We start from the raw sequence: 13,402 nt of genomic DNA on the forward strand, positions 1-13,402 counted from the left end.
AGTTCACTCTCCAAACTGTGCAGCATAGGTCATAATGCGTTCCTGTGAAAACTCCGAGCGTTCCAGCTCACCGGTCACACGCCCCTCGGCCATAACCAATATGCGGTCAGCCAGACCCATGACCTCAGGAATTTCAGAAGAAATCACAATAACAGCCTTTCCCTGCTGCACCAATTCACCAATCAACAAATAAATATCACGTTTTGCACCGACATCAATTCCGCGCGTCGGCTCGTCCAAAATGATAACATCCGGTTCAGAAAGTAACCATTTGGCAATTACAACTTTCTGCTGATTTCCGCCGGACAGATTGGCAATCTGCTGCTGTGCATTCGGCGTCCGAATGGACAGTTTATCAATATATATGTCTGCAATTTCTCTTTCTTTTTTCCGGTTAATCAGGCCGTTGCGGAACAGTCTGCCAAGATTGACAATCGTGATGTTCTCTGCAACAGTTCCAATCAGATTCAGCCCGGTAAACTTCCGATCCTCTGTAATCAACGCGATTTTATTGCGAATTGCATGCCGCGGATGATTGATCTGCACCGGCTTTCCATCCACAAAAATTTCACCGCCGGATTTTTTCCGCATACCAAAGATTGTTTCAACCAGTTCGGAACGCCCCGCACCGACCAGACCGGAGATTCCGAGAACCTCACCGCGCCGAAGCTGAAAGCTGACATTTTTGACCCGGTTTCCGTAGGACAAATTTTTAACCTCCAGAATAACCTGTCCCATGTCTGCTTCTGTCTTCGGAAAGACCTCTGTGATGTCACGGCCTACCATCATGTGAATCAGCTGATTTTCTGTCATATTGGCCGCTGCATCCGTTCCGATAAATTTTCCGTCTCGAAGCACGGTAATGGTGTCACAAATCTGAAAAATTTCGTCCATTTTATGCGAGATATAGATAATTGCGACGCCCGCCTTCTTCTGTCTGCGAATCTGTTCAAAAAGCGTTTCCACTTCCTTATCCGTAATCGCAGAAGTCGGCTCATCCATGACAATCACCTTGGAAGAAAGTGAAATGGCTTTGACAATTTCAATCAGCTGGCACTGTGCAACACTCAAATCACGCATATATGCAGTTGGGGAAATGTCTATATCGAGCTCATCCATCAGAGCCTGTGTTTCCCGGATCATCTGATTTTTGTCAACGCAAAGACCTCGCTTTTTCTCCCTTCCTACAAATATATTTTCATATACCTGCATGTCCAGAATCGGGTTCAGCTCCTGATGAATCATTGCAACGCCCTTTTCCATCGCGTCCTTCGGCCCGCGGGCATGATACGGCTTGCCATCCAAAAGCATTTCGCCTTCATCCATCGTATAAATTCCCATCAGAATTTTCATAAGCGTGGATTTGCCCGCACCGTTTTCTCCCATCAGCGCATGAACCTCTCCGGGCTTGATTCGAAGTGTAACATCGTCCAGAACGCGAACACCCGGAAAGCTCTTTGCAATGTGCTTCATCTCAAGAACATATTCCGACATGAGTCATCCCTCCTATCTGAAAGCACCCGGCGGAAACCAATATTTCGCCGGGTGCCCTGTTCTTTTCAAAATAAATGCCTGTGCAATTAGCCCTTGCGTGCAATTGCCTTTTCAGCAGCTGCAACGATATCCGCTGCCAGCAGGTGGTACTGCTCCATCAGGAAGTCCTGCGGGCCGACCTGTCCGAACTGGTTCTGGATGCCGATGCGCTCCTGCGGAACGAGGCATTTTTCCGTCAGCAGGTTTGCAACTGCCGAGCCGAGGCCGCACGAAACCTGGTGGTTTTCTGCGGTGACAATCGCACCAGTCTCAGAAGCTGCCTTGAGAATCAACTCCTCATCGAGCGGCTTCCATGTGTGCATGTCGATCACGCGTGCAGAAATACCCTTTGCTGCCAGCTGCTCCTCAGCCTTGAATGCTTCATCGACCAGAATGCCGGAAGCGATGATGGTGACATCCGTACCATCACGCAGCGTGACACCCTTGCCGATCTCAAATTCGGAGCCATCCGCATAGACCGTGGTAAAGCCCTTGCGGATCAGGCGCATATAGGTCAGTCCCGGCTGCTTTGCCAGCTGTTTGGTCAGCGCATTGGTCTGCGCATAGTCGCAGGAATCAATGACAACTGCATTCGGCACAGTCATGTACAGTGCACAGTCCTCAAACGGCATATGAGTTGCGCCGTTGAACGCTGCGGTCACGCCAGGGTCAGAACCGATGACATGTACCGGCAGCTGGGAATATCCTGCGGACAGGAATGCCTGGTCAAAGGCGCGGCGGGATGCAAAGCAACCGAACGAATGGATAAATGCCTTCAGTCCGGTTGCCGCCATACCTGCGGCAACGCCCATGGCGTTCTGCTCAGCAATACCTGCGTTGAAGGTCTGCTCCGGGAATGCCTTCAGCAGCTTACCCGTATTGATGCAGCCCATCAGGTCACAGTCGATATGAACAATGCTCTTGTCCTGCTCCATCAGTTCGAGCATTGCGGATACATAACCGTCGCGGTTTGCACGGCTGTCCTTTTCATGCTTTCCAATCAAAGTGTAGCTCATTGGTATTCCCCTCCTTTACTTCTGCGCACGGATGGCTGCGAGCTCTGCCTCGGATGCCGCAATGGCTTCGTCCCACTGCTCCTGCGTCGGCTGGGAGGAGTGTGCGCCGGACGGCTCCGCAAAGGTTGCGCCCTTGCCCTTGGTGGTGTTCAGAATCAGGCAGGTCGGCTGACCCTTGACCTGGTAAGCTGCCTGGATGGCATCATAAATCTGCTCGACATCGTTGCCGTCCTCAATATTGATGACATTCCAGCCAAATGCGTCAAACTTCGCGCCGATGCCCTTGCCATGACCCATGACGTCGGCAACCGCACCGTCCAGCTGACGCTTGTTGTCATCTACCAGACAAACCAGATTGTCCAGCTTATAATGTGCTGCAAACTGTGCTGCCTCCCAGATCTGGCCCTCGTCGCATTCGCCGTCGCCAACTGCAACAAAGACATGGTTATTTCTGCCCTGCGCCTTGTTGCCGAGCGCTGCGCCGACTGCCTCACTCATGCCCTGACCCAGAGAGCCGGTTGTCAGATCGACGCCGACTGTCTTCATGCGATCCGTATGGGACGGGAAGTCTGTACCCGGCTGGTTGAGCGTATATGCGCTCTCCATCGGATAATAACCCTTGAGGCCGAGGGTCGCGTACATAACCGGGCCGCCATGACCCTTGGACAGAACGAACCAGTCACGATCCTCCCAGCGCGGGTTTTTCGGGTCGATGTTCATGACCTCACCGTACAGAACTGCCATGGCATCTGCCATCGACATCGAGCCGCCGACATGTCCGAAGCCGCGCGAAGCGATAACCTTCAGCGTTTCCAGACGGATTTCCGCAGCAAAAACGCGCAGCTGCTGCATCTTCTGCTTTTTATCCATGCTTACCTCCTGTTTTGACAGAACAGAAGCCGTCCAAATGCGATATGCACAGGACGGGCTTCCATTCTTTATTCGTCCAATTGCTTTTCGTATGCTTCGAGAATCATTTCTGCCAGCCTGACAGCACCGGTGCAGTCGCCTGCGGTTGCGCTGACGGACTGCTCTCCGGCCTGTACTTCATTGACAAACTGCTGCATCTCCTGATAATACGCTTCACCCCAGCGGTCAAGGTAATGGTCGATACATTCATGTACCTCACCGCCACGGGTAAACTGTGTTACGCGGGCACGGCGCGGGGATTCACAGATGCGCAGCGTTCCCTTCGTGCCGATGATCTCGCTTTCCACATGGGAACCGTGCGGCGCTGTACGTCCGCAGTAGAAAAAGGCTGCGGCATTGTTGTCAAACTGGACAAGCGAAAAGCCGTTGTCGACATCGTGATTTTTTGCAAAATCTCCGAACACATAGGCACCTCCGCAGGCATATGCTTTCTTCGGCTCTGCGCCGAGCAGCCATCGCGCAAGATCATAATCATGTACGCCCATGTCGAGAAACCACTTGCCGTTTGCTTCCGCGCGCGCGACCTGTGCCTCACCCTGCCAGACCGGGTCAAGGCTGTATCCACGGAAGAAAACTGGTGTGCCAATCTCCCCCGCCTCGATGCGGCGCTTTGCATCGGCATAAGATGCATCGAACCGGCGCATAAATCCCACGGCAAATATCTTGCCTCCGGCAGCCGCCAGACGCTCAATTTCAGCGCATTCTGCGGCATCCATACCGGTCGGCTTCTCAATGAACACATGCAGACCTGCCTCCACCGCCAGGCGCACATGTTCCAGATGTACATTTGTCGGCGAAATGACCGCAACGGCATCCAGCTTTGCCTTCTCCAGCATTTCCGCGTAATCGGTATAGACCTCCGGGGTCTCCCATTCGCGGCGCACCTCATCCAGCTTTGCCTGTGTCCGGGTGCAGACTGCCGCCAGCTCAGCATTGGGAATGCGGAACATTAAATTCTCTGCATGTACCCTGCCGAGCGGGCCCAGACCGACCAGACCAACGCGAACCTTTTTCATACGATGTTCCTTTCTGCGGATCAGTTGATGCGGGCAATTGCCTTAGCCAGCTGCTTCTTCATCTCGAGGTTGCCCTGACGTGCAATCATGATGCGCTGTGCCTGCGGAGAGCCTGCACCGTGCATGGACTCCGGCAGATAGCCGACAGCTGCGGTACCCATGGTCATGTTCTCGATCAGGCGCAGGACGCGCATACGATCCTCCGTCGGAACAGAAGCAACACCCTTGAGGTACTTCTCGATGTAGTCATGCGTTGCCGGATTGCGGTAATCTGCCTCGGACGGCTGCGTTACCATCAGGCCGCCTGCCAGATCCTGTGCCAGGCGCGCAATGTCATACGGGAAGCGGGTGACGTTCTGCTTGCAGACGTTTGCCAGCAGCAGATCGATCAGATAGTTGCCGGACTTGGTCTGCGTGCCCTGAGAGGAACATGCAATGCCGCAGGCATACAGGGTCTCATTCAGGTGAGTCATCTCGATGATCTTGTCCTTGACATGAGATGCCTTTGCACAGCCTGCCATCTCAACAGCCAGAGCGGTAGCACCGATCAGAACGTCGCCGACGCCGACCTTGCAGCCGCCGTAGGACTGTCTGTGATAACCAGCGAAACGCTCTACCATCATGCCTGCGAACTGGGTCTCGCCGTTCAGGAAGATCATGTCATTCGGGATAAAGACGCGGTCGAAGATAACCAGAACTTCATGGCCGCCGTATACCTTGTTGCCGACATCGATATCGTTGTATTCCTCGGTCTTGCGGGTGTCACAGGACTGACGGCCGAGAATCAGGGTGATGCCCTCTGCATCGGTCGGGCATGCGAAGGAAATTGCATAGTCCTCATCGCCCTCACGCATGGAGATGGTCGGCATAACGAGTACATAATGGCTGTTCAGGTAACCGGTCTGATGTGCCTTTGCGCCGGTGACATAAACGCCGTCCGCAGTGCGCTCGACAACATGCAGGAACAGATCCGGATCTGCCTGCTTGGACGGAGACAGGCCGCGGTCGCCCTTGACGTCGGTCATTGCGCCGTCAACAGCGAGGTCTTCCTCCTGAACCATTGTCCAGAATTTCTTAAAGTTTTCAAAATAATTGGTTCCGCATGCCTCATCGGTCTCATACGTCGTGGAATAGACAGCATTGGCTGCGTCCATGCCGACACAGCGCTGGAAGCAAGCTGCGGTCTTCTGACCGAGCAGGCGCTGCATCTTTACCTTGCGGATCAGGTCATCCGTGGACTGATGCAGGTGCGTAAAGCGGTTGACCTTCTTGCCGGTCAGGTTGGAGGTCGCAGTCATCAGATCTTCATACTGCGGATCCTCTGCCAGCTCATAGGTTGCTGCAAACGAGTTGAGCGACGGGCGGACAATCGGGTCGTCCACAACATTTTCAACCTTCTGGCCGAAACGATACAGATTCAGATTCAGCTTGCGCAGGGATTCAATGTACTGTTCTTTTGTCATCATGACAATCTGCCTTCTTTCTCTTTCTATTTTCTTTTATATGTCAAGCGTTTCTCCAAAACGCTTTGCATACTCCTCCGCCAGTTCCGCACGGAACTTCGGATGCGCAATGGCAATCAGGCGCTTGGCACGCTCGCGCAGCGTCTGTCCGCGCAGCTGGGCAACACCGTATTCCGTAACGATGTAATTGACATCGCAGCGGCTGGTAGTTACCGGGCCACCGGTCGTGATGGTCGGAACGATTTTAGACTCTGACTCATTCTTGGTTGCAGAATGCAGTGCAATGATCGAACGACCGCCCTTGGACAGGTTTGCACCGCGGACAAAGTCCATCTGTCCGCCGATACCGGAAATCTGGCGCAGACCGATGGCCTCCGCACATACCTGACCCTGCAAGTCAACCTGTACGCACGAGTTGATGGAAACAACGTTGTCGTTCTGCGAAATAACTGCCGGATTGTTGCATACATCGACCGGAAGCATTTTGATGACCGGGTTGTTGTCGACAAAATCATACAGCTTGCGCGTACCCATCAGGAAGGTCACACAGATGCGTCCGATATCGCGCTGTTTGCACTGACCGTTGATGACGCCGCTTTCAATCAGCGACAGAACGCCATCGGATACCATCTCGGAGTGAATACCGAGGTTCTTTTTGTCGCCGAGGAACGAGCACACAGCGTCCGGCACCGCACCGATGCCGAGCTGGAGGCAGTCGCCATCGCGGACAAGGTCTGCGATGTATTTGCCGATTTTCTGATCTTCTTCGGTGATCTTCGGCGGCTTGGACTCCGGCAGCGGCTCCCACGACAGCAGGAAACCGTCGATGTCAGTGACATGCACGAAGCTCTCGCCGAAGGTACGCGGCATATTCGGATTGACTTCGGCGATGACTGTCTTAGCGGACTTGATTGCCTGCCAGCCGTAATCGCACGAAAGTCCGATAGAAACATAGCCGCGCTCATCCGGAGGCGAGCAGGTGAATGCAAAGACATCTACCGGCAGCTCGCCGTTGCGGAACATGTGCGGGACGTCGGAAAAGAATACCGGGGTGTAATCCGCACGGTTTTCCGCGATTGCCTTACGCGCAGGACCGCCGACAAACAATGCATTATGGCGGAAATGCTCCTCCATGCCCGGCTGTAAATACTCGCCGGAGCCGAGATATACCATATGTGCTACTTCAACGCCGTGAAACTGCTCCGCCATACGTGCCATGGTGCGCTGGAAAATAATCGGCTCGCCGACAGCGTGACCGAATACCACACGGTCACCGTCCTTGATGACCGAGACAGCCTCTTCCGGCGTCATGGTATGTTCTTTATAGTAATCTGTCCATTCCATAATCGATTCTCCTCATGTGTTTCGGTCGTGTGTCAGTACACCGGAACGTACTGTTCCGGCAGATATCCGAGCCGATAAGAAGACGAGACCCAGACCGCAATAAAAATCAGCAGTACTATGACCAGTATCCAGACTTTTCTCCGGCTCTGCATCCCGTCTTCCTCCTTATATTATGTCAAACCGCAATCAGAACGCGTTGCGGTAAATGTCCAGAATGTCTTCCTCGCTCAGCTCGACATAGTTGTTGCCGAGCAGACGCTGCTGAGTCTCCAGTACGCTCTTTGCGTAAACCGGAAGCTCATCCGCCGTTACGCCATTTTCACGCAGCGGGGTCTTCTTCAGCACGTCGTCCATCAGCTTGTACAGCTCTTCCAGTGCGAACACCGGCTCGCAGCCCAGCTCCGCGCTCAGGATTTCCTCCAGCTGATTGAGCTTGCCGACCGGCTTTTTCTCCTGATACTTGCGCATAACATCGGCAAACATCAGCTGATTGGCCTGTCCGTGCGGGATGTGGTGTACACCGCCGAGCGGATAGCTGAGTGCATGAACTGCTGCACAGCCCGCATGGCCAAATGCGATACCTGCAAAATTGGAAGCGCGCAGGAATTCCGGTGCGTTCTTCTTCCATGCATCCTTGGTGCCTTCTGCGACAGCAGCCTTCCAGCCGCGCAGAATCAGCGACAGCGCACGCTCGGAAAACAGCTCGCTCAGTGCGCAGGCATTCGGGCTGAGATAGGACTCAACCGCATGGATCATGGCATCAATCGAAGAGGTTGCAAATACACCGTACGGCAGGCTTGCCAGCATACCCGGAATCAGGGCAGCTTCATTCGCAAACATTGCCGGGGAAACGATACCCTGCTTGACGCCCTTGGTGGTGCGGTTGATGATAGAGATATTGGTCACTTCACTGCCTGTACCACAGGTAGTCGGAACAATAACCAGCGGATGAACCTTGGTCAGACCGTCCGGCATGCGGTCATACAGATCGTCTACCTTGTCCTCTGCGGTTGCGACTGCAAGAACCTTTGCGATATCGATGATCGTACCGCCGCCAACTGCAATAATGCGGTCATAGTTCTTGCCGCGCAGCTCGTCAAGGATGGCATCAACCATCACATCGGTCGGCTCGCCTGCGCCATACTTCTCCTGGAACAGCGTCTGACAGCCCAGATCCAGCTTGGAAATAGCAGGCTCATAAATATATTCATTTGTGAGAATCAGGTCGTTTGCGCCGAGATTTGCTTCCTTTGCATAATCCGCAAACTGCGCATATTCTGCGACAGCGGGAATCAGCTGAAATGCCTTCATGTCGTGTGCTCCTCTCTCAGATGTCCGGGAAATACTTTGCGTCCGGTGCGGTTACCCACTCATACTCCGGTACGACAGTTGTGACAATATTCTTATCGTCCTGAAGACGGATGCACCACAGGTAATACTCTGCATAGCCCGGTGCAGCAGCCTGAGAATGGGTGACATTTTCCGGCATACCGGTCAGATCGTTGTTCTTCACCTTGAATGCGTCATCGCCGTACTCAGCCAGACCATAACCGTTCTCCGGCAGGAATTTATAGTAATACAGCTCCGGCTCAACATGCTGATGCGGCGGATAAGAGGACCACTTGCCCGGGAAATGTACAACCTCGCCGATGAAGAAATTGGTCTCCGGGCAGTTGGAACGGTCGAAAAAGGTGCGGACAAGGCGGGTGGATGCCTCGTTCATCTGGCCTGCACCGCGCTCCTCATTTGCACACAGACAATCCTCCGGACGCATCAGCTTTGCCTCAAAGCTGCGTGCATTTTCGGTGCGTGCAACAGCGATTTCCGCGTCAGCCGTGCAGGTAATGGTGACTGCCGTGTTCTGCGGAACATGCAGCAGAATCGCGCCCTCATGGAAGCAATCGGTGCGGAAAACAGTCTCCACGCCGCCGTCCCATGCGAACGTAACGCCGCCGCTTATCAGATCGTATACGACCTCCTGCGGATAGTTGAAGCTCATCACGTCGCCCGCTGCCATGGAAACAACGCCGAACTCCATGCCCATCATTTCCGGATTCTCAACTGCGGAAACCATTTTGTTATAGCCCTTCTCAAACGGGCCCTTTGCAGTATATTTCATCGTTTTACTCCTTTTTTGGATATGACAAAGCCGCCCGCTCTGTTATCGGGCGGCTTTGCCGAATTAGGTGTGTGATAGGTGTTATGAATAAAGGAATATAACCAAAGTATTGAACCACTTTCTCTGCACTTCTGAGGGTGTCCCCCACCGCGGCTTTCGCCGCGATGGGGCAATGTGAGAAAATAAGTGCATGAGAATGAAAGTCACAATGTCATGTAAAAGAGAAATGCAGAGGAAATTGGAAGTGTTGTGATCAATACATTCTCGCTTCGCTGATGTGCTGATCCAGGCGCTTGCGTGCTTCCTGAACCGCCTCGGACTTGGAGGTGGAAGCAACACCGATGTGCCACCAGGACTCATAGCCTTCTGCCATGGTCTTCGGCAGTACCTTTGCGTCGATGATGCAGGAGCCAGTTTCCTTCTTTGCGTCCTGAACTGCCTTGCGGAATTCATCCGGGGTCTTGGCATAGAATGCCTTCATGCCGTAGCCTTCGCCAACCTTGCCGAAGTCAGTGTAGCAGTAGTTGCCGTCCAGCTTGCCGGTCTCCTCGTTGCGGTAACGCATCTCGGTTGCCAGAGAGCCAACGCCGTTGCCCATCTGGAGGTTGTTGATGCAGCCGAATGCCGTGTTATCGAATACGACAACGGTGATCTTTGCGTTCTCCTGGATTGCAGTCGGGATTTCAGAGTTCAGCATCATGAACGAACCGTCGCCGACCAGTGCATAAACTTCCTTGTCCGGCTCAGCCAGCTTGGAGCCGAGGGCACCTGCGATCTCGTAACCCATGCAGGATGCGCCGTATTCCATATTGTAGGAATCCTTTGCATCGGTAACCCACAGACGCTCGAGGTCTGCCGGCAGGGAACCAGCTGCTGCAACAACGATTGCATCGTCGTCGATCTCTTCACGGAGGATGCCAACTGCGTTGGACTCGGTGATGGTGCCGCCGATGTCACGAACGAAGTCATTCATGATCTTTTCTGTCCAGGACGGTACACACGGAACGAACTTGCCTTCGCCGAAGCCTTCACCGTGGTACTGGACGCCCAGAACGCTCAGGCGCTCCTTCTCCCATACTTCGCGGATTTCCTGAATCTCGGTGGTGTAACCGGACTTGTAGCCCTCTGCCTTCAGGCGCTTCATGATCTCTTCCAGCGTTACCTTTGCATCGCCGACACAACGGGTTGCATCCAGCTTTTCCGCATGGAATTCAGAAGTGTTGATTGCCAGAACCTTGATGTCCGGATTGCGGAACAGAACCCACTTGGAACCGGTAACAAAGTCATTGAAACGGGTGCCGACGCCGATAACCAGGTCAGCATCCTTGCACAGCGCATTCGCTGCGAGGCCGCCGGTGACGCCTACGCCGCCAACAGAAAGCTCAAAGCTGTCCGGCAGAGCGGAATGACCTGCCTGCGTCTGGGAAACCGGGATGTTGAATTCCTTACAGAATTCCATGACGGTCTCACCTGCTTCGGAGTAACGAACACCGCCGCCGGAGATGAACAGCGGCTTCTTGGAAGCCTTAATCATCTCAACTGCCTGCTGGATTTCGTACTCATCTGCACAACGGCGTGCGATGTGGTGAACGCGCTTCTGGAAGAAGTAGTCCGGGAACTCAAAGGACTCGCCCTGTACATCCTGCGGCAGGCTGATGCAGACAGCGCCACAGTTTGCAGTGTCGGTCAGAACGCGCATTGCGTTAATCATAGCCGGCATCAGCTGCTCCGGACGGGAAACACGATCCCAGTACTTGGTAACCGGCTTGAAGCAATCGGAAGCAGTGATGCTCAGATCGCTCGGAACCTCCATCTGCTGCAAAACCGGATCCGGCTGACGGGTTGCAAAGGAGTCAGACGGGAACAGCAGCAGCGGGATGTGGTTGATGGATGCCGTGAGCGCTGCGGTTACCATGTTTGCTGCGCCCGGTCCGATGGACGAAGAGCACGCGATAATCTTACGGCGATTATGCTGCTTTGCATAGGAAATCGCGACATGTGCCATGCCCTGTTCGTTGCGGCCCTGGTATACTCTCAGGTGTCCCGGATCCTCATCCAGCGCCTGACCCAGGCCAACGACCATGCCGTGACCGAAAATTGTGAAAATACCATCTACAAACGGCTCTACCTTGCCGTCCATCTCGATGTACTGCTGGTTCAGGAACTTAACGACTGCCTGACCGACTGTCATCTTAGTCTTGCTCATTGTTGCATCCTCCTTAAATATTGCATTTCATCTGGAGACTGTCTGTACTGACATCCTCTCGTCTTTTCTTGCTCACATTATAGCATTCTGTCCAAAAACCGTCTTCTATCTTCTTGCTTTTTTGTGCATATATGGTGTCTATCCCCCATTTACACATCCTTGCTGTGAATTTGCCCATTTCCGCCGGATATGGAACGTTCGTTTTCAAATTTTTGCTGTCCGCTCGGTTTCCGCCTGATTTTCCAACCTTCAGCTTTATCTAAAATCCTGCGAAACGCACCTGATTTTTCCATATTCCCACGCTGCACACAAAAAAGCGGCAGCCCTGCAAATTCCTGCAAGGCTGCCGTTTTCGTCGCAAACTGTATGTCCTGACTGGTATCTTTACCTGTTTTCACACACTGAATAGCTCTGAATCTGTACTTTTTCCACATATTCCTGCTTCAGCCCGGACAAAAGCCGATAATGTGCGGTATTTCCATGCTGCTTCTGTGCTTCCGCATCTGCCCAGATTTCCAGCAGGCAAAGGTCATTTTCCGAATCCACCGGATAATAAAACTCATATTTCAGGTTGCCTGCTTCCCCTCTCGACGCTGCGTCAATGCCCAATTCCACAGCCTTCCGATAAAATTCTTCGCGTTTTCCTTCTTTCACCGTGTAACGCACAGTCGCCAAAATCATGGTATTCATTGATCTCATCCTTTCGCCGTGCCGCCGCAGAACAGGCGGCAGCCTGTATTGAAAACAGGCAGAGTATACCACAGCTTTTGAAAAAGGTAAATGCCTCCACCGGAAATTTCCCTCTGTTTTTCCATGCAGCAAAAAAGCAGCCTTTTCCGGCTCCCTCTGCCCAAGGACTGCTTTTCTGTTTTGTTCCCTGAAAACCCGAGAGCGGATCCGCCCCTCTCAGGTGCCCCGAGTGCCTTTCACCCCTGTTGGCCTCATCCCGTTTGTATTGTAACACAATCCGGTGGATAACAGGGAGAATGTGCAAAATCAACCCTTTCAATGTAACGATTGGGTGTGTTTCCCCGTATAGCAGGCTACAGCTGTCCCTCAATATACCGGTAAAAGCCCTCCCGTGTCGCTTTCTGCCGCTGCTTGCTCACCGGGATTTCCATACCGCTGTACAGCTCGAAATGATCGCCCTCAAACCGACGCACATAATCCAAATTAACCAGAAAGCTCTGATGGCAGCGCAGGAAATTTTCCGGCAGCTGTTCTGCCAGCACATTCAGTTTCTGATACACCTCCACGACATCACCCGCTCGGATGACAATGCGCACAATGCGTTTTTGGCTCTCCAAATACTGAATATCTCTGGTCAGGATGCGCAGCATGTGTTTCTGTACCTGCACATCAAGGCAGCTTGTCCGCTCCTGCTCCACTTCCTCTGCCACGCGCTCCAACGTGCTGCGCAGGCGGTCAGCCTCGACCGGCTTGAGCAGAAATCCGGACGGCTTTCCATCAAAAATGCTCTGACAATATTCGATATAACCGGTAAAATATACAATTTTCAGATATGGACAGCTTTCTGCAATCCGTCTGGCAAGTGCGATGCCGTTGGTATCGTTCAGTTGGATATCCAGAAACAATACATCCAGCTCTCCCCGAAGGTCATCCATCAGGCAGGATTCCATCTCTTGCACATTTGACCATGTATAAACGCGATACTCGGAATCCCACACTTCATCAATCTTGCGGGTGAGGCTCTGTACCATCTGGGCATCATCGTCATAAATGCCTATTTTCAGCATGTTCTGTTCTATCTCCCA

General features: G+C 53.1%; 12 protein-coding genes. All 12 read right to left on the reverse strand.

Annotation, left to right across the window (positions count from 1 at the left end; translation table 11 throughout):
* Positions 1–3: 3 nt before the first annotated feature.
* Positions 4–1,494, reverse strand: a complete 1,491-nt coding sequence (locus ACLM7Z_RS14300) for a sugar ABC transporter ATP-binding protein (RefSeq protein WP_087017412.1) — start codon at positions 1,492–1,494, stop codon at positions 4–6.
* Positions 1,495–1,580: 86 nt separating this feature from the next.
* Positions 1,581–2,549, reverse strand: a complete 969-nt coding sequence (locus ACLM7Z_RS14305) for a transketolase family protein (protein WP_435645386.1) — start codon at positions 2,547–2,549, stop codon at positions 1,581–1,583.
* A gap of 15 nt (positions 2,550–2,564) precedes the next feature.
* On the reverse strand, positions 2,565–3,419 hold the full coding sequence (locus ACLM7Z_RS14310) for a transketolase (RefSeq protein WP_087017407.1): 855 nt from the start codon (positions 3,417–3,419) through the stop codon (positions 2,565–2,567).
* Positions 3,420–3,487: 68 nt separating this feature from the next.
* Positions 3,488–4,495 carry a Gfo/Idh/MocA family oxidoreductase gene (locus ACLM7Z_RS14315; RefSeq protein ID WP_087017405.1) on the reverse strand — a complete coding sequence of 336 codons (1,008 nt, stop codon included), beginning with the start codon at positions 4,493–4,495 and terminating at the stop codon, positions 3,488–3,490.
* A 20-nt stretch (positions 4,496–4,515) separates the two neighbouring features.
* Positions 4,516–5,967 carry a 4-hydroxyphenylacetate 3-hydroxylase family protein gene (locus tag ACLM7Z_RS14320; RefSeq protein WP_087017403.1) on the reverse strand — a complete coding sequence of 484 codons (1,452 nt, stop codon included), beginning with the start codon at positions 5,965–5,967 and terminating at the stop codon, positions 4,516–4,518.
* Between the two features lie 27 nt (positions 5,968–5,994).
* On the reverse strand, positions 5,995–7,302 hold the full coding sequence (locus tag ACLM7Z_RS14325; RefSeq protein WP_273350418.1) for an acetyl-CoA hydrolase/transferase C-terminal domain-containing protein: 1,308 nt from the start codon (positions 7,300–7,302) through the stop codon (positions 5,995–5,997).
* A 186-nt stretch (positions 7,303–7,488) separates the two neighbouring features.
* Positions 7,489–8,613 carry an iron-containing alcohol dehydrogenase gene (locus tag ACLM7Z_RS14330; protein ID WP_087017400.1) on the reverse strand — a complete coding sequence of 375 codons (1,125 nt, stop codon included), beginning with the start codon at positions 8,611–8,613 and terminating at the stop codon, positions 7,489–7,491.
* A gap of 16 nt (positions 8,614–8,629) precedes the next feature.
* Positions 8,630–9,421 (reverse strand): 5-deoxy-glucuronate isomerase, encoded by a 792-nt coding sequence (locus tag ACLM7Z_RS14335; RefSeq protein ID WP_087017398.1) that lies wholly within the window; start codon positions 9,419–9,421, stop codon positions 8,630–8,632.
* A gap of 253 nt (positions 9,422–9,674) precedes the next feature.
* The gene (iolD, locus tag ACLM7Z_RS14340) at positions 9,675–11,627 is read right to left on the reverse strand and encodes a 3D-(3,5/4)-trihydroxycyclohexane-1,2-dione acylhydrolase (decyclizing) (RefSeq protein ID WP_087017396.1); all 1,953 of its coding nucleotides are present in this window, start codon (positions 11,625–11,627) and stop codon (positions 9,675–9,677) included.
* Between the two features lie 149 nt (positions 11,628–11,776).
* Entirely contained in the window at positions 11,777–12,025 is a 249-nt protein-coding gene (locus ACLM7Z_RS14345; RefSeq protein ID WP_087017393.1) for a hypothetical protein, read from the reverse strand.
* Positions 12,012–12,317, reverse strand: coding sequence for a putative quinol monooxygenase (locus ACLM7Z_RS14350; RefSeq protein WP_165761019.1), 306 nt, complete (start codon positions 12,315–12,317; stop codon positions 12,012–12,014). Before ACLM7Z_RS14350 ends, ACLM7Z_RS14345 begins: the two co-directional genes overlap by 14 nt.
* A 353-nt stretch (positions 12,318–12,670) precedes the next feature.
* A complete protein-coding gene (locus ACLM7Z_RS14355; protein ID WP_087017389.1) occupies positions 12,671–13,384 on the reverse strand; it encodes a LytR/AlgR family response regulator transcription factor in 714 nt (237 codons plus the stop codon).
* Between the last annotated feature and the right edge of the window lie 18 nt (positions 13,385–13,402).

It is taken from the genome of Butyricicoccus porcorum (genome assembly GCF_051246315.1).
In the GTDB taxonomy this organism is placed as follows: domain Bacteria; phylum Bacillota; class Clostridia; order Oscillospirales; family Butyricicoccaceae; genus Butyricicoccus_A; species Butyricicoccus_A porcorum.